This window comes from Parabacteroides caeci (genome assembly GCF_023656795.1).
Lineage (GTDB): Bacteria > Bacteroidota > Bacteroidia > Bacteroidales > Tannerellaceae > Parabacteroides > Parabacteroides segnis.
Map to the genome: position 1 here is coordinate 1 of NZ_JAMOKT010000001.1, position 18,810 is coordinate 18,810.

An 18,810-nucleotide genomic window follows, 5' to 3' on the forward strand; every position below is an offset into this window, starting at 1 on the left:
GAGGTCACCTTAATTGACCTCAAAGGTATGATTTCAAATCGTCGCGCCTAAAAAGTAGTATCTAATAGACTATATTTCAATTATTTCAAAGAACTATTTATCCACTTTTACGGGACAGTAATGAACTCAACTATTAAATTATGACACAGGAAATGTTAATCATGGTAGCCATCCTGGTAGGGGTTATCATTCTTTCTTTTATCGGGATATTGTCCCGTTACCGTAAGTGTAAGAGTGACGAGGTGTTGGTTGTGTATGGTAAGACATCCGGAGAGAAATCAGCCAAACTCTATCACGGTGGAGCCGCTTTCGTATGGCCTATTATTCAGGGATACGAGTTCCTTTCCATGAAACCTCTTCAGATTGATTGTAAACTGACCGGCGCCTTGTCCGCGCAGAATATCCGTGTAGATGTTCCGACCACCATTACGGTAGCGATCAGTACCGACCCTGAAGTGATGCAGAATGCAGCCGAACGTCTGTTAGGTTTGCTGCCGGAAGACAAGCAGAACCTGATTACCGATGTTGTGTATGGCCAGATGCGTCTGGTTATTGCCGATATGACGATCGAAGAGTTGAACTCCGACCGTGATAAATTCCTTTCCAAGGTACGCGACAATATCGATACGGAACTACGCAAGTTCGGTCTTTACCTGATGAACATTAATATCAGCGATATCCGTGATGCCGCCAATTATATCGTCAATCTCGGTAAAGAAGCTGAAAGCAAAGCCTTGAACGAAGCACAGGCCAATATCGAAGAACAGGAAAAACTCGGTGCCATCAAGATTGCCAATCAGATTCGCGAACGTGAAACGACTGTTGCCGAAACACGCAAAGATCAGGATATCGCTATTGCAGAGACAAAGAAACAACAGGAAATATCAGTAGCCAATGCTGATAAAGAACGTATTGCCCAGGTTGCCGTTGCCAATGCCTCGAAAGAGTCGCAGGTAGCCAAAGCCGAAGCAGATAAGAATATCAATATAGAAAAAGCAAATACTGAAAAAGAGAGCCGTATCGCAGAACTAAATTCCGATATGGAAATCAAGAAGGCCGATGCCGGAAAGAAAGCCGCTGTCGGACGAAACGAAGCAAATAAAGAAGTTGCCAAGTCTGATGCCGAACTGGCGGTAACCCAGGCCGAAGCAAGCAAACAAGCCGGTGAAGCAGCAGCCCGTTCGGAAGCTTCTGTGCAAGCTGCCCGCGAAATCGCTCAGCGCGAAGTGGAAGAAGCAAAAGCCAAAAAGGTTGAATCAGCCCTGAAAGCACAAAAGATCGTTCCGGCAGAAATCGCCCGTCAGGAAGCCATCCTGCAAGCTGAAGCAGTGGCCGAAAAGATGATCCGCGAAGCCGAAGCGAAAGCAAAGGCAACTTTGGCCCAGGCCGAAGCCGAAGCCCGTGCTATCCAGATGAAACTGGAAGCCGAGGCCGAAGGTAAAAAGAAATCATTGTTGGCTGAAGCCGATGGATTCAAGGCAATGGTTGAGGCAGCCGAGTCTAACCCGGCTATCGCTATCCAGTATAAGATGGTAGACCAGTGGAAAGAAATTGCCGGTGAACAGGTGAAGGCATTTGAACACATGCAGCTCGGTGATATCACCGTCTTTGACGGTGGCCAGGGCACAACCGGTAATTTCCTGAACCAATTGGTTAAAACCGTAGCCCCGAGTCTCGGCGTATTGGATAAATTGCCTATCGGCGAAACCGTAAAAGGAATCATTCGTCCGGAAGAAAAAGACGAAAAGAAAGATACAACGAAGAAGTAATATGAGAATTTATACCAGGGGAGGAGATAAAGGCCGTACCGGTATCCATGGCGGCGAACGGGTTGATAAAGACGATATCCGTATCGAAGCCAACGGTACGCTTGACGAAGTGAATGCACAAATCGGTATCGTGCGGGCTTTATTACCTCCCGAACATGAATGGCAGGATGTCTTAGGTAAAATACAACGGGAGCTGATGGTTGTCATGTCGCACGTGGCAACCCCTTCGGCTATCCGCGACAAGAACCCTAACAGTTTATCGGAGGACCTTGTGTCCTTCTGTGAGCAACAAATAGATCTACTCACCGGACAGATGCAGGATAACGGTTTCTTTATCCTGCCCGGCGGTACCCTGATCTCCGCCCATTTGCAGTTGGCACGTACTGTTGCCCGTCGAGCCGAACGTCGTTTATGGACATTATACCGGAAAGATCCGCTTCCGGAAGAAATCATGCAGTTCGTGAATCGCCTCTCAGACCTACTTTTCACTATGGCCCGTTACGAAATGTTTCAACAGGACCATGCCGAAGAACGTTGGAACTCTTTCCTCTATAAAAGAAAAAAGAAAGAGTAATCCATATCTGGCAATAGTTAAATAAAAAAATCTTGCAAATTCACGATTGAAAAGTGAATTTGCAAGATTTTTTTATTTTTCAGAAGTATATAACCTCTCTTTTTGAAGTTTGCCATCATCGGAACGTCCACTTTCCTTATGAAACTAAACCTATTTCTGGAAATCTCATCTTTTTAATTACTTATAAAAAACAGTGTATTTTCGCCTTACTTATTGTATGGAATTAATGTTTTGGGTTTTGATTGAAAAATGAATTTATTCATATAAAGGATATGACTTGAAATATGTATTAATATGCAGTATATTAGCTCATGGAGGCTATCTACCGGAGGCACTTTCCTTTGAACTGCACGGACTGACAGTTTCGGATGAAAGCTATCTGAGAAGTCTGGAGACGGGAAAGCATATTGAACTGTTCTCACATAATGAAGCGGCTTACCGGGCTATCGAGGAAGGATTCAAAACAAACAGGATCGGAGCCGTTGTACTGGCGACCGGAACAGGAAAGTCTTACCTGATTGCCCGTTATATCGTCAATCATTCGGAAGATGATATAGTGGTTATCGCTCCCAACGTTACGATCATTGCCGAGATCAAAAAAGCTATTGGCAGGACAATGCCGCATGTTGCCTACCGGACTTTTCAGGCATTAAGTTCTGAATCGCGGAACAGTCGGTGAACTCAAAGCAAATCATATTATTATCGACGAGTTCCATCATTTCGGAGCGGAGGTATGGGGACAGGCTGTACAGGAAGTAATAGATAACAATCCGGAAGCCCGTGTACTGGGAATGTCGGCCACTCCAATACGTCCCGAAGAGATGCTCGATACGGTAGAGGTCTATTTCAAGGGAAACCTGTTCCATGAACTGTCTTTGTCTATGGCTTGGTATTATAAGATACTACCTGTTCCTGTCTTGGTGCAGAGCGTATTCGATCTGAATAACCAGCAGGATAAGGTACAGCGAATGTTGAACAGGAGTGGCTGTACATCAGAAAGGCGTAAGCGTATTCAGGATAAGATAGACTTTGCCCGACTGGATTTTCGCGCTTCATTGAGTGCATCGGAACTGATCCGGCGTTATCTGCCGAAAGAAATAAAGAAAATGCTTGTCTTCTGTAAAGACAAGGAAGACCTTCAGCATATGGTTCCCGAAGTATCGAACTGGCTCGGTCAGGCGGGCTTTGAGACGGAGACATTCGAGATTCATAACGGGCTGAGTAACCGGGAGAATGAAAAGACGTTGCGTTGTTTCCGTAAGGAAACGGGAAAACTGCATGTCCTTTTCTCCATAAACATGCTGATCGAAGGATTGCATGTGGAAGGAGTGGATGCTGCCATGTTCCTGCGTCGGACGGAATCATATGTGGTTGCCTTGCAGCAGTTGGGCCGTTGCCTGAAAGCCGTTCGGATCGTCATCCGGTAGTACTTGATTTTGTCAATAACCTTTCGGGGCGTTCTGTTTATGAGGCTATGTCAAGGGAGTTGGCTTATCATCCGGCGATCCGTGCCCCAAAGAGCTTTAAAGGCTTTATGGAGTTTGAGGTTACGGGGTTCCTGTCCGATATCCGTGCCCAGGTGGATGATATGCTGGCGGAGTTGGATGCATGGCTTGTGATGTATGAACGTTTGATCGAATATAAGGAGCGTGAAGGACGCTGGCCGCAGGCAGCCGAAGGGAAGCTGGGAAACTGGTGCAACACCCAGCGGATTGCCCGGAAGAAAGGGACGTTATCGGAAGATTACATCTCGCAGCTGGACCGGGTCGGTTTCGAATGGGAGGTACAGGACAGTCGTTGGATGAACTGCTTTGAAGAGCTGAAAGCATTTATGGTCGTAGAACACCGTTGTCCCAAACGCGGCGAAAACAAACTGAATACCTGGTGCAATACCCAACGCCAGGCACGAAAGAAAGGTCTCCTTTCCAATGAAAGAATCCGGTTGCTCGATTCGATCGGCTTCTGGTGGGAGCAGGATCTGGATTCGCTTTGGACGGAGAACTGGCAGCAGGTACTTGCCTACTACAAAAAACACAACCGCTGGCCCAAAAGCAACGAAGGCAAAGCCGGCAGCTGGTGTAACACCCAGCGTAAGAACCGGAAACAAGGTTTACTTTCGGCTGAACGCATCGCCCGGATGGATGCCGAAGGTTTTATCTGGACTATCGATGATGTCTGGATGGAAAACTATGAAAAACTACAACAATTCTTCTCTGAAAACAACCGCTGGCCAACCGCCCGTGAGAACAAACTCGGCAGTTGGTGTTTCGTACAGCGCAGAGCCTTGAAAAAAGGCGAACTCTCTTCTGATCGTAAGGATCTGCTGGATAAGATTTCTTTCCCCTGGAGTTTGAGGTAAATTTCCAATAATACTTTCCTATTAGTCAATGGCGACATCCTGCCATTCCCCTTTCACCAATTCACGGGTAGATTTAAACCCGATCTCTTTCAGCAATTTGAATGCCTTTTCCCGTCCGTCGTTTACCAGATAAGGATAATGGCAGTCGGAATTAACCATCACGGGGATGTTCATCTCTTTCAGTAATCCGAGATACTCTTTCCGGGGAAATAGCTGTTGCTTCTTTTCCAGATTTTTGGTGTTTATTTCAACCATCAATCCTTTTTCGGCTATCAGGTCGAGGGTCGCTATGAACGGTTCCTGATACCAGGTTGCGTCAAAAGAGAAACCTTCGCATTTGTGCCCGTTCATATATATTTTATCCATATGGCCGACAATATCGATACCTCCGGCTTCTATCATTTTCAGTGTCGAATCATAATAACGGGTTACCAACTTGCGGATATCTCCTTCAAAATAACGTTCCACCGATGCTTTATAATCAGCGAAGGAACCGTCGATACAGACCATATTCTCTTCACTCAGATGTTCCGAGATAGGAAGGAAATGGATGGAGCCGATGCGGTAATCCAGCGGAAGTTTCTGGAAATAGGGGACGGATGGGTTGTAGGTTTCATCCAGATAATCAATTTCCAGGGCTGTATATATTTCTAACCGGTCGCTGTATTTCTTTTTCAGCCGGTCTATTTCAGCCAGGTATTCGGGCATGTCGTCTTTCGACATGTTCCAGAAGGTCTCGAAGGGCAGGGGGGAGTGTGATGAAAATCCATACGCCCGGAAGCCATGGGATATAGCGAACTTTACAAAGTCTTCAGGCGTACTGCGCCCGTCACAGAATGTACAATGACTGTGATAATTACTAAGTTGCATAAATATTCTATTGTCGATTGTTTTAGGAATACAAAGATAGAAAATCTTTCTGAACATATTGGCCGGGACTGTTGTTTAATAGTTGAGAGATTGTTAAACAGGTGATAATTTATAAGAGATATGAACAGACGAGAAAGATTGGAACTGGAGGTTTCGAATATCCAGTCGAAGATAGATAATGCTCCGAAAGATATTCCTTCCCATATTTTAGATTCGTGGAGGAAAGATATAGTCAGTCTGGAGTTTGAGTTGAACAACCTTATCGATGGCGAGGAAGATAATAATTACTGATAGGCATATTTATAGGTTAATAGATTGTTTTAGGAAGAAAAGAAGCGGCAACATCGGGATGTTTCGCTTCTTTTTTTATTGTGCTTGAGTGGCAAACTCAAGCAGTTTTACGATATCATTTACTTGGTTCAGGCTGATTTTCTGGTCTTTTATGAAAGATGAAATTGATTCGGACTGTTCTTTGGGGAAGAGTTTCAGGAATGATTTTGCATTTGTGAATTTCTTCCTCTTTTGATTCTGTAAAAGATAATAGGTGTTTTCCGGATTATATTTATAGACGTAATTGTCGGTGCTGCCCATCTTCTGTTGCCGGGTCTGGTTGGCATCGATGGCCTGGACCGAGCCTTGTGTCGCAATACCGAATGCTCCTTTTTTCGCGAAAGGAACTGCTTTGGTTTTATAGTCGACCAGCAGAACGGTATTATTGACTGGGATATATTCCAGGAAACGGTTTAAATGCGGAATGAATTTGCGGTTGTCGATGTAAATGGTGTCTATGTTGCTGTTATTATCCATCGTCATGTCTTCTCCGTTGTTCAGGAAATGGAGTTCCTGGTAGACACAATTATAATTGAATTTTGTTTGATTGAAACGTTTGTTTTTTAATAACGCTTTACCGTCTGTAAATGAATCGAACAGATACTCTTTATTAGAGGGTGTTGTTTCCTGTGCTTCCAGGTTGAAACAACAGCAAAAAATAAGGCATATTAGTGGTAATGACTTCATTGTGGTTTGATTTTAAATGTTTTGACTAGCTGTTGTTAAAAACAGCGGAAAACGAGATATGCTTTCCGCTGTTATAGACTTCTATAAAATAGAAGAATGCTTATTTGATGACATTCAGCTCTTTACCAACTTTGATAAATGCTGCAATGGCTTTATCCAGATGTTCTTTTTCGTGGCCGGCAGACAACTGAACGCGGATACGGGCCTGGTCTTTCGGAACTACCGGATAGTAGAATCCTGTTACATAAATGCCTTCTTCCTGCATTTTTGCAGCAAAGTCCTGAGACAACTTGGCATCATACAACATCACGGCGCAGATTGCAGACTGTGTCGGTTTGATATCGAAACCGGCAGCCAGCATCTTATCGCGGAAGTAAGAAACGTTGTTCATCAGCTTAGTATGCAGTGCGTCGCTTTCTTCCAGAATCTTGAACATTTCCAGACTAGCTCCGACGATAGCTGGTGCTACTGAGTTAGAGAACAAATAAGGACGTGAACGCTGGCGGAGCATGTCGATAATTTCTTTTTTACCTGTAGTGAAACCACCCATAGCGCCACCGAATGCTTTACCTAATGTACCTGTGAAAATATCTATTTTTCCATATACATTATATTGTTCTGCCACACCGTGACCTGTCGGACCGGCTACACCGGCTGAGTGAGATTCGTCGACCATGACCAGTGCATCATATTTTTCTGCCAGTTCGCAGATCTTGTCCATCGGGGCAACGTTACCGTCCATAGAGAAGACACCGTCTGTGGCGATGATGCGATGACGCTGTGCCTGAGCTTCCTGCAAGCAACGTTCCAGGTCAGCCATATCTGCGTTGGCGTAGCGATAACGTTTTGCTTTACACAAACGTACACCGTCAATGATGGAGGCGTGGTTCAACGCATCGGAGATGATGGCATCTTCTTCGCCGAACAACGGTTCGAACAAACCACCGTTTGCATCGAAACAGGCGGCATACAGAATCGTATCTTCTGTTTTGAAATAATCGGAAATAGCGGCTTCCAATTCTTTGTGCAAATCCTGTGTTCCGCAGATGAAACGAACGGATGACATACCGTATCCGTGAGAATCCATGGCATCTTTAGCTGCTTTAATCAGACGTTGGTTGTCTGACAGACCAAGGTAATTGTTGGCACAGAAGTTTAAAACATTACTTCCGGCATTTACTTTAATGTCGGCTCTTTGTGGCGTAGTGATAATACGCTCGTTTTTGTACAATCCGGCTGCTTTAATGTTAGCCAGTTCCTGTGTAAGGAAATCTTTCAGTTTACCGTACATAACTTTGTTTTTTGTTAGTATTTTTGAATCAAGTAGACTATTTAGTTAACAATTGATAGTTGAAAAGTAACAGTTAGTTCGTTTTTGTTACAAAGGGCTGTCAACAGTTAATAGTCAACTCTCAACTGGTGAAGCAAAGGTCATATTTTTTTTTGAATATTAGCATGAAAAAACACAAGAAAATCGTGCGGGAACAATTTTATTCTCTATACCTTTGCCGCAGAAAAAACTTAAAAGAACAATAAAAACGCAATGAAGAATGTATTAATTATCGGTTCTACCGGTCAGATCGGCTCAGAGTTAACCATGGAGTTGAGAAAACGTTACGATGGCGACATCGTAGCAGGTTATATATCCGGAGCAGAACCCAAAGGTGAACTATTGGAATCAGGACCTTCTGCACTTGTTGATATAACAAATGAACAGCAGATCGCCGAGACAGTGTCTAAATATAAGATTGACACAATCTATAATCTGGCTGCATTATTGTCTGCCGTAGCTGAAGCAAAGCCTCAGTTAGCCTGGAAGATCGGTATGGGTGGATTATTCAACGTACTGGAAGTAGCACGTGAAATGAAATGTGCCGTATTTACTCCGAGTTCTATCGGTGTATTCGGTAACAACACTCCGAAAGACAAGACTCCGCAGGATACAATCCGTAACCCGCGTACGATGTATGGTGTGACTAAAGTTTCCGGCGAGTTGTTGAGCGACTATTATAACATCCGTTTCGGTGTGGATACACGTTCGGTTCGCTTCCCGGGATTGATTTCTTATGTAACTCCTCCGGGTGGTGGTACAACTGACTATGCAGTGGATATTTATTATTCAGCCGTAAAGGGTGAGAAGTTTGAATGTCCGATCGCTGCCGGTACATTTATGGATATGATGTATATGCCGGATGCATTGCATGCTGCTATCCAGATTATGGAAGCTGATCCTACGCGTCTGCAACACCGCAACTCATTCAATATTGCTTCTATGAGTTTCGATCCGGAAATTATAGCAAACAATATCCGTAAATATATTCCTGACTTCCAGATGGAATACAAGGTTGATCCGTTGCGTCAGGCGATCGCTGATTCATGGCCCAATTCATTGGATGATACTTGTGCCCGTGAAGAATGGGATTGGAAGCCGACTTACGATCTGGATACAATGACTAAAGACATGATCGCAAAACTGAAAGAACGTTTCGGTAAATGACAAATATAAGAGGTTTGTTGATGGGAGGGGATATCCGGTCTAGGGTGTCCCCTTTATTTTTAAGTGGGGTGGGTAATAAAGTTTCCTGTAAAGGATGCTTCATTTTATATGTTTTAGAGCATGTTTTAGCTAAACAATGTTAATGCGACGCATTTTTCTTGCAAATATTATGCTGAATAACATAAAACCCCTATATTTGCACTGTGTTTTTCATGGTATTAGATTTAAGGTTAACAATGAAGATTGGCTGTCCGTGATGGATAGCCTTTTTTTGTTTATATGTGTCTGGATTTGCTATTTCGTAGAAACCATGTTACTGTATTTTTTCGGGTATCCTGAGAAGATTGCCAGTAAAGCGCCGAATCCCAATAAATAAGGATAGTATAGGTACTGCATAATCTCGAGAGGGGAGACCTGGCCTAATCCTGAAGCCATTAGCAACTGTGCCCCGTAGGGGATGATTCCCTGAATGAAACAAGAGAAAATATCCAGAATACTTGCGCTGCGGCGCGGATCGACTTTGAAACGGTCTGCAATATCTTTTGCGATCGGTCCCGCCATGATCAGGGCAATCGTATTGTTTGCCGTACAGAGATTGGCAAAGCTGACCAATGCGGCGATACTCATTTCCGCTCCTTTGGAGGAATGGATACGGGAAGTCAGTTTGAGGATGATCCAGTCGATACCTCCATTGTAACGAATCATTTCCAACATGCCTCCTGCCAGTAAAGTGACGATAATCAGTTCACCCATATTGGTTATACCGAGTCCCATTGAAGCTGTCCAGCCCCATATGTCGAAACCTCCCGTCAGTAATCCGATAATGCCGGAGAGCAGGATACCGATAAATAAGACCAGCATTACATTGACTCCGCAAATGGCGGTGACAAGGATTACCAGATAAGGAACCACCTTTGTCCATTCGATCGCTCCGGCTGTATAATTGCTGTCGATACCGCTTCCAACCAATACATATATAATACCTGTAATAATAGCGATGGGGAGAGCGATACGGATGTTCACTTTAAACTTATCATTCATGTTACATCCCTGTGTTCGGGTGGCAACGATCGTGGTGTCGGATATAAAAGACAGATTGTCGCCGAACATGGCCCCGCTTACAACCACTCCGAGCATCAGGGCATCGGGCATTCCCGTCTTATCGGCAATACCTACTGCTACAGGGGCGAGGGCTACGATTGTACCTACGGAGGTCCCGACAGAAATAGATATAAAGCAGGCAGCCAGGAATATACCGGCAGCCAACAGGTTTCCGGGCAGGATCGACATTGCCAGATTGACGGTCGCATCTACGGCCCCCATCGCTTTGGCTGTCTGGGCAAACGCCCCGGCGAGAATAAAGATCAGTACCATCAGCATGATATTGCTGTTGGCAGCTCCGCGGCAGAACTGTTCGATACGGTTGGATAATTTCCCTCCCTTGGATATGGCGATAGCAACGACAGATGATATAACAAACGCTACGGTGATAGGCATCTTATAAAAATCGCCTGCCAATATCGATACGACTAGATAGGTGAGCAGGAATACCAGTAAAGGTATGAGTGCCCAGGCATTAGGCGCATGATTTAAAGGAGAGTTAGAAGGAGAATCGCAACGCAATACGCACCCCTCCTTTCTTAATATTCGGTTCATCCAGATAGGTGAGCCGGCGGTAATAATCTATACGAAGAATCTTGAAGATGTTTTCCAGGCCGACGCTTGCTTCCATATACGGTGTTTTGCCCAAAGGACGTGTGCTGTCGGGCAGGAGGAACAGATTCGGTGTCAAGGCCGGATTGTTTTTATCCGTCAATCCTCCGTAGATACCGTTGAAAGAGATTACTTCGCGTAACCTTAGCCATTTGATACCTGGGATACGATTCAATATCCAGCCTTTCAGATAATAGGTGGCGTTGAATGAAACGTATTGGTCTGTTACAAACTCCAGGGCATTCATCATGTGGAATGCTTCCGGCTGGATAGTAATTGACTGGTTGGTATTCGGCAGGATCAGCAGCGGGAAAGGTACTTTGTTCCATACCTTTCCGGCTTTCAACTGCGTATCGATATGCCCGAACGAGGATAACCAGATACGTTTTTCCGCACTGACTTCCGTATGATTGTAGTTATATTCTCCACCCAGTACCCCTTTGATACCCAACTGATGTGACAGTTTGAAGATAGGAGCATCCTTCGACAGGTTGAAGACCGATTCTTTTCCGGAGCGTCCGTCGTAAGAGCGTTCACCGGGAGCGAAACGGAGTTGTGTTCCGATTTCAGAGGTTGTAATATCCTTTTTTTGAATCAATGTGCCGTCTGCTTCTTTCTCGATATATTTGAGCGTTCCGGCAGCCTGGTTATTCTGGTTATATACCCATGACCTCCACGTAAGGCCGTTCAGCCATTCTTTTTCGTACTGGAACATGGATTTGCGGATATACTGCATTTTAGTTACAGGTTCGCCTACTTTCCAGGCAACAAAGATGTTATCCTTGCTGGTGAAAAGGAAATCCTGTCCGGGGGTATATACGTCATATTCCTGGATAAAGGATAAATTATTGACCGGACTTTCTCCTTCGTGGTATAGTTTTTTATTGAAGCTATGTGTCAGTTTTACGTTGTATTTCAGTTTACGGTCGTTCGTTCCGTAGGCGAGATATCCGCTGGCGAACCAGTAAGGATTCAAGTTGGCTGTCGTCATACCTCCGATACGTAAACGGACACCTTCCAGACTGTTACCGCTGATTGTCGTGTTCATCGGACCGAAGTCAAATTTGGTGGATTTCTTATCGCCGGCTGTCGGGATATATCCGGATATAAGTATTTCTGCTGTTTTGATAATTACATTGAATGCCGGGACTTTCCGGAGTTGGGCCAGCAGGTCGTTCAAGGCATTTTCTTTTTCTTTCAGAGGCACATGCCGGTTGTTTATCCAGAAGGTATCAGGCTGTTCGATTGCCACAGGTAATGTATGGAGTGAACCCAACAGGTTGAATACGGAGTCTGCTTTCGCCTGTTCTATGTTGAAATTGTATTTGTCGTAATTCCTGAGTTGGTGCGCATAGAGCTGCTGGGCACCTTTTACCAGGTAGAAATTGACATAGGTGTTTTCGTTCTTTACCACCCAGGTGCTGTCCGGCATCCGTTCGAATTCCTGTTCGATGCGGAGTTTGTCCACCCAGTTCAGGTTGATATTGGCGGGGGTGTTCAGCAGGAATTTTTTTAAAGCATAATTACCGTCAAGAGTGATGTATAACCTTCCGGTAAAACCGTAACTCTGGCTGTTGACCGGGACGAAAGCCAGGTCGACACATTTATCGCCTCCTATATCGAGGGTATCCATGATATAGTATTTATAATAGCTGGTAGCCAGGGTGGAGGACAAGGGGCTGACGAAACGGTTCAATAGGATATTGATATTATTATCGAAGATGTTGATGCCCTGAAATATCTCTTCCAGGTTGGAGGTGATGCCCCCGCCGTCATCTAGAGTCTGGTCGACGCCTTGCATACGTTTACCTTTGACAATCGTTTTTTCTGTTTTCGGATGTTTCCGGTAGTATCTATCTGCAATTGTTTCACGAACGGAAAGGGTCAGGATAGGTTTGCCGTTAAATTCGGAACTGTCCAGATAGTTCTTGATGAATTTGAATTTCTTCATGAATTTGTTTTTCTCGAAATCCGGGTTGAAGTCGTCCAGGGAGAGAGATAATTTTTCGTATACCTCGGTTTGATATTCGTCCTTGGCTTCGATGCGGTTATCGTTCTTATGTTCGATTACTTTCTTAATCAGTTCGACGGCCGGATTGTCTTTACGGGAATATTTTTCTCTTTTGGGTTTGACGATGACTTCGGATATTTCGAAGGCGGTAGGGCGGAGGTCAATGGTAAGCCCGTCGTTCTTCTGTCCGGTTTTCAGGTCCAATATTTTAGTGTCGTATCCTAATGATGCGACAGCCAGCTTGTTATAACCTTTATCGTTCTGTAAGGCGAAAGCCCCGTTGTCGTCGGTCATTGCCCCAATGGTTGAACCGTCAAAATAGACGGAAACAAAAGCCAAAGGTTCTCCGGTTATTGAATCCTTTACGATACCGGATGCAGAGGTCATGCTTTGTGCATATAAAACGGAAATACCGGTCGCTGCCTGCAACAGAACCAACAGTACTATTAAGTGAATTCTTTTTACCATGAAACTAACGTTATTCCTTCTCGGATAATGCAGTTGGCAAAGGTAAGCTTTTTCCCGGTAGGAGCTGAGTCAGTCTTATTAATAATATTTAATCAAGGAGGATGCAGGAACCGTTTACAACGACTTTATATTCTCCCTATTTACCGGATTCTTCCCTTCCGGTGTATATAAATGATCGATGCGGGAAGCATAGGCTTTTTCTACTTTTCCACGGACAATCTTCATTGTACTGTTAACCATGCCGTTTTGTTCGGTGAAGGGTTCGGGCAAGACGGCAAATGTGGTGGGTAGCCAGCGATCAGGGAACATAGATGACAAGTCACCCCCTTTACGGAAACGGTCGATCTGTTTTTGGATGATACGGATGGCTTCTTCTTTTCCTTTTTCCGTATTCAGATCGAGTTGCAGGTGGGAGAGATGTCTTTTCAGATGGTCTTTGTTCGGTACAACCAAAGCAACCGTATAAGGATTCTGGTTGTTGTAAAGCAACAGTTGGTCGATGCAGGAAGAATGTTCAACCAATGCTTCTTCGATACCTTCCGGACTGTATTTTTCGCCATCGCTACCGATCAGCAGGCTTTTGAAACGGCCTAATACATATAATAAGCCATCTTTACCCATATATCCCATATCCCCGGTGTAAAGCCAACCGTCTTTAATGGTTTCGGTTGTAGAAGCCGGATTTTTCCAGTATCCTGCCATAACATTTTCTCCGCGGATAACAATTTCGCCTTTTTCTCCGAGGGGAAGTTCTTTGCCTTCCTGGTCACATATTTTCAGGTCAAGCGGTTGAACCAGTACACCGCTGCTTCCAAACCTGTGGTGGCGCGGGCCGTTGGTCGAGATGACAGGAGTTGCTTCGCTAAGCCCGTACCCCTGGTACATCGGCAGGCCGATGGCATAATAGAACTTTTGTAAATCCTTATCCAGCAGGGCACCGCCGCCGATGAAGAACTTCAGTTCGCCGCCAAAGTTCTCACGGACCTTAGAAAAGATGATACTATCGAACAGGCTTACAACCGGTTTTAGCAGGAACCGCCAGCCACGACCTTTGTCATCGCCGCCATCCCCGTTATAGGTATATGCTACGTTCAGCCCCATGTGGAACAGACGGTTGACCATGTTACCCTGCGTCCGGATGCCTTGTTCGATATTCTTTTTGAAGTTCTTGGCAAGGGCCGGGACACTCAATATTAAATACGGCTTAAATTCCTTGATGTTTACAGGGATATTCTTTAACGTCTCCATACCGGTTCTTCCCACCTGTACGGTAGCTACCGAAGCTCCTTTATACATAAATATATAGAAACCTACCACGTGGGCAAAGCAATGGTCGAGCGGAAGGATAACCAGTGTGCGCCAGGTATCGTCGATATCTACGCAAGTAAGTGATTGCTCCACGTTAGCCGTGTAATTGCGATGAGTGAGGATAACGCCTTTCGGGTCGGCGGTTGTTCCGGAGGTGTAAGTGATTGTGGCATAATCATCGTTGGTAAGCGATTGTCCGATTGTCAGAAACTCTTCCAACGGGTGCGCACTGAGATATTCTTTTCCCATTTCTATTACTTTAGAGAGGGGAATTTCTTTTTCCTGATATTCCTTTTGGTCGTCGAAGATGATGATTTGTTGAAGCAACGGCAGTTTATCGACGATAGAACGTATTTTCTTCAACTGGTTGCCAGATACCATAATATATTTTACATCGGCATGTGTCAGACGGAACAACAGGTCGTTTGCCTCTTCCAGTTTGATAGAGAGGGGGACGTTGGTGGCTCCGGCGTAGAACATCGCCAGTTCGCCGATGATCCAGGCGTTGCGGCCTTCGCTGAGCAGGGCCATGTTGTCGCCTTTCATTACTCCCAGGGCAACCAGTCCGGCGCCCAGCGTGTAAACCTGTTCCCTAACCTGTGTGTAGGTGGTAGGCTCAAATTTGTTTGTTGTCTTTTCCCATAAGAACGGGTTATCGGGATATTGTTTCACCGAGTTTTCAAAAAGGTCTACCAATGTTCTTTTCATGACATCTTCATTTTATGATTTTTCTATTTCTTCTACTAATGCGCAGGCGGTTTCTACTGTACGGACATTTTTTATTACGATACTGCGCTTACCGTTCTGGTCCCGGAGATTACATTCGCGGGGATGTTTTTGTATAAAGGCCAGCAATTTGTCGAAAGCCTTGCTCTGATAGTACGTGCTTTCGGAGTTGGATATGAGGATGATGTTCATCTGCCCCTTCTTTAATACCACTTTTTCCATTCCCAGCTTCTTGGCCATACGGCGGAGGCGAACGATACGGATCAGTTCTTTTCCTTCCTTCGGAATTTTGCCGAAGCGATCTTTCAGACGTTCCGTGAAGGCCAGAATATCGCGTTCTTCTTCCATCTTATCCAGTTCACGGTAGAGAGAAACACGTTCCGAATCGTTGGGAATATAGGTTGGCGGGAACATCAGTTCGAGGTCGCTTTCGATATACGTTTCGCGAACGTATTCGCTGCCGGAATCTCGTTTGCCGTCATCGGAATCGGCATACAGGTCGGCAAACTCATCGCTTTTCAGTTCATCGACAGCTTCTTCCAGGATTTTCTGATAGGTTTCGTAGCCGAGGTCGGCGATGAAACCACTTTGCTCGGCACCCAACATGTTACCGGCGCCACGGATATCCAAGTCTTGCATGGCGATATGAATTCCACTTCCCAGTTCGGAGAAGTTTTCGATCGCTTGCAAACGGCGGCGTGCCTCCTGCGTAAGTGAGGAGAGGGGCGGCGAGAGTAGATAACAGAAGGCCTTGCGGTTGCTTCGTCCTACACGTCCGCGCAACTGGTGCAGGTCGGACAGACCGAATTGTTGTGCGTTATTGATGATGATGGTATTGGCATTCGGTACATCGATACCGCTTTCCACAATGCTGGTGGCGATCAGTACATCATATTCATAGTTTACGAAGTCGAGAATGATCTTCTCCAGTTTGTCCGGTTCCATCTGGCCGTGTCCTACGGCTATGCGGGCGTCTGGCACTTCCCTGCGTACCAGATGTTCTATTTCGTAGATGTTCTGAACACGGTTATTGATGAAGAAAACCTGTCCGTTACGGCTCATCTCGAAATTAATCGCTTCACGGATAATATCGGGGTTGAAACGCTCCACTTCCGTCTGTACCGGATACCGGTTGGGCGGGGGAGTGGTGATGCTGCTCAGGTCGCGGGCACCCATCAACGAGAACTGCAAAGTTCGGGGGATCGGTGTCGCTGTCATTGTCAGCGTATCCACATTCACTTTCATCTGACGAAGTTTTTCCTTAACGGATACGCCGAACTTTTGCTCTTCATCGATGATAAGCAATCCCAGGTCTTTGAACTTGACATCTTTGCTGACAATACGATGCGTACCGATCAGGATGTTCACCTGACCGTCGGCGACATCCATCAACGTCCTTTTGATCTGTGCCGTAGTCCTTGCCCGGCTGATATAATCGATCCGGCAGGGGAAATCTTTCAGACGCTCCGAAAAAGTCTGGAAATGTTGGAAAGCAAGAACTGTTGTAGGAACCAGTACGGCTACCTGCTTGTTATCGGAAACAGCCTTGAAGGCAGCACGGATCGCTACCTCCGTCTTGCCGAAACCTACGTCACCACAGATCAGGCGATCCATCGGACGTAAACTTTCCATGTCTTCTTTTACTTCGCTTGTCGCTTTCATCTGGTCGGGTGTGTCTTCATAAATGAAGCTTGCTTCCAGTTCGTGCTGCATGAAGCTATCCGGCGAGTAGGAGAAACCTGTCTCCTGTTTGCGTTGGGAGTAAAGAAGGATCAGGTCGCGGGCAATGTCCTTGACCTTCTTCTTTGTCTTTTCCTTCATCTTCTCCCATGCACCGGTTCCCAGCTTGTTCAGCTTGGGCGGTTCGCCGCTGTCTTTTCCTTTATATTTGGATAGCTTATGCAGGGAATGTATGCTGACGAAGATGATGTCGTTGTTTTGGTAGATCAGTTTGATAGCTTCCTGTATCTTGCCGTTTACTTCGGTGCGTACCAGGCCGCCGAACTGCCCGACGCCATGGTCGATATGCACGATATAGTCGCCGGTCGTGAACTGGTTCAGTTCTTTCAGTGACAACGTGAGTTTTCCGCTGCGGGCCTTTTCGCTTTTCAGGTTGAACTTGTGGAAACGGTCGAACAGCTGATGATCCGTAAAGAGACAGATACGCAGCGCGTCATCGGTAAATCCTTCATGTATGGTCTTGTTGACCGAAGTGAAAGGAATATTTTCTCCCCGGTCCTCGAAGATCGCCCGGATACGGGTTGCCTGTTTTTCGACGTCACTCAATATATATAATGTATAGCCACTCTCCAGATAGTTACGGAAAGAGTCGCTCACCATATCGAAATTCTTATGGTAAATAGGCTGTGCCTGTGTACTGAATGTAAGGGTGGCATCCGCTACTCCTGCCGGGCGTGTACCGAAATGTATCCGGCGGAAGTTGAGGGCTGCCCGGAGGAAATCTTCTCCAGTCACCAGTCTGGCACGCATTCGGCTGATGTCGGCAAACGATTCTTCGTCACCGACAACCGGCTCTTCATTCCACAAGCTGCCGATACGTTCCTTCGTCCATGCCAGGTCTCTGGCCGCCAGGATTGTTTGTGCAGGCAGTGAATCCAGCAGCAGGGTGTTGGTACGGTCGCTTTTATTCATTTCCGGCACGATATAGATACTGTCCATTTTCTCTTTGGAAAGCTGGGTTTCCACATTGAACGTACGGATTGTCTCCACTTCCTTTCCGAAGAAGTCGATACGGTAGGGAAATTCGTAGGAGAAAGAGAATACGTCCAGGATACTGCCGCGCAGGGCATATTGCCCCGGTTCGTAGACATAGTCCACCTGTTCGAATCCATATTCGTCGAGCACGTCGGACACGAACATATTATCCAGCTTCTCGCCGACACTGATCTTCAGAGTGTTCTTTTTCAGGTCGTCGCGCGATATGACCTTTTCAGCCAGTGCATCAGGATAGGAAACGATCACGAAGGGTGCTTCGGGGTCCTGGAGGACACTGAGCACTTCGGTCCGCAGTATTTCATTTGCGGGGTCGATATGTCCGTATTTGATGGCCCGGCGGTAAGCGGACGGGAAAAAGTAAATCTCATTGCTTCCGGTCAGCTGCATCAGGTCGTGATAGAAGTAGCCGGCTTCTTCCTGGTCGTTGAGTATGCACACATAGTTGCCCCTTCTTTTTAAAAAAAGAGAAGCGATTGTCATTGCTGCGCCCGAACCGTTCAACCCTTTCAGGAAAATGTTATTTGACGTATTACCGTTCAAAAGGGTATCCAATGCGGAAACTTGCGGGTGGGCGGCGAATATTTTAAGTAATTCTTGTACCTCCATTAAAATTGTTGTCTGTTGACAAGTAACAAATGACAGCAACAAATGTTACTGAAATGTTTGGCAAAGGTAGCTTTTTTGTTCAAAATAATATAGAGTAATAAGTTTAAATCAACTAAAATATGTACCTTCGCATTCGGGTTGATAACCGATTGCCGA

At 45.6% G+C, this 18,810-nt stretch carries 11 protein-coding genes and 1 pseudogene; 5 read left to right on the plus strand and 7 right to left on the minus strand.

The features are described 5' to 3' along the window. Positions 1-140 precede the first annotated feature (140 nt). The 3 genes and pseudogenes from NBH15_RS00005 to NBH15_RS29280 all read left to right on the plus strand — a co-directional run. The gene (locus NBH15_RS00005) at positions 141-1,769 is read left to right on the plus strand and encodes a flotillin family protein (protein ID WP_128134872.1); all 1,629 of its coding nucleotides are present in this window, start codon (positions 141-143) and stop codon (positions 1,767-1,769) included. A 1-nt stretch (position 1,770) separates the two neighbouring features. Beyond that, positions 1,771-2,343: a cob(I)yrinic acid a,c-diamide adenosyltransferase gene (locus NBH15_RS00010; RefSeq protein ID WP_128134871.1), complete on the plus strand. Its 573-nt coding sequence runs from the start codon at positions 1,771-1,773 to the stop codon at positions 2,341-2,343. A 301-nt stretch (positions 2,344-2,644) separates the two neighbouring features. Next, positions 2,645-4,702: pseudogene (locus NBH15_RS29280) on the plus strand (Helicase associated domain protein); the annotation flags it as partial. A 21-nt stretch (positions 4,703-4,723) separates the two neighbouring features. Here NBH15_RS29280 and NBH15_RS00035 read toward each other — a convergent pair. Then, positions 4,724-5,572 (minus strand): histidinol-phosphatase, encoded by an 849-nt coding sequence (locus NBH15_RS00035; RefSeq protein ID WP_244050996.1) that lies wholly within the window; start codon positions 5,570-5,572, stop codon positions 4,724-4,726. A 120-nt stretch (positions 5,573-5,692) separates the two neighbouring features. On the opposite strand from NBH15_RS00035, the gene NBH15_RS00040 reads away from it, so the two are divergent. Further along, on the plus strand, positions 5,693-5,863 hold the full coding sequence (locus NBH15_RS00040) for a hypothetical protein (RefSeq protein ID WP_199676272.1): 171 nt from the start codon (positions 5,693-5,695) through the stop codon (positions 5,861-5,863). Between the two features lie 75 nt (positions 5,864-5,938). On the opposite strand, the gene NBH15_RS00045 is transcribed toward NBH15_RS00040, so the two are convergent. Continuing rightward, positions 5,939-6,589, minus strand: a complete 651-nt coding sequence (locus tag NBH15_RS00045; protein WP_128133906.1) for a hypothetical protein — start codon at positions 6,587-6,589, stop codon at positions 5,939-5,941. Between the two features lie 100 nt (positions 6,590-6,689). Next, positions 6,690-7,880, minus strand: coding sequence for a glycine C-acetyltransferase (gene kbl / locus NBH15_RS00050; protein ID WP_128133905.1), 1,191 nt, complete (start codon positions 7,878-7,880; stop codon positions 6,690-6,692). Positions 7,881-8,132: 252 nt separating this feature from the next. On the opposite strand from kbl, the gene NBH15_RS00055 reads away from it, so the two are divergent. Further along, positions 8,133-9,086, plus strand: a complete 954-nt coding sequence (locus NBH15_RS00055; protein WP_007656131.1) for an NAD-dependent epimerase/dehydratase family protein — start codon at positions 8,133-8,135, stop codon at positions 9,084-9,086. Positions 9,087-9,380: 294 nt separating this feature from the next. Here NBH15_RS00055 and NBH15_RS00060 read toward each other — a convergent pair whose 3' ends face one another. From NBH15_RS00060 to mfd, 4 genes are all read right to left on the minus strand, one after another. Then, positions 9,381-10,742: a Na+/H+ antiporter NhaC family protein gene (locus tag NBH15_RS00060; protein ID WP_233567083.1), complete on the minus strand. Its 1,362-nt coding sequence runs from the start codon at positions 10,740-10,742 to the stop codon at positions 9,381-9,383. Further along, positions 10,687-13,278: a DUF5686 and carboxypeptidase-like regulatory domain-containing protein gene (locus NBH15_RS00065; RefSeq protein ID WP_128133903.1), complete on the minus strand. Its 2,592-nt coding sequence runs from the start codon at positions 13,276-13,278 to the stop codon at positions 10,687-10,689. The genes NBH15_RS00060 and NBH15_RS00065 overlap by 56 nt, the downstream gene beginning before the upstream one ends. 114 nt (positions 13,279-13,392) lie before the next feature. Continuing rightward, positions 13,393-15,294, minus strand: a complete 1,902-nt coding sequence (locus tag NBH15_RS00070; RefSeq protein WP_128133902.1) for an AMP-dependent synthetase/ligase — start codon at positions 15,292-15,294, stop codon at positions 13,393-13,395. Positions 15,295-15,306: 12 nt separating this feature from the next. After that, positions 15,307-18,654, minus strand: a complete 3,348-nt coding sequence (gene mfd / locus NBH15_RS00075; protein ID WP_250821700.1) for a transcription-repair coupling factor — start codon at positions 18,652-18,654, stop codon at positions 15,307-15,309. Between the last annotated feature and the right edge of the window lie 156 nt (positions 18,655-18,810).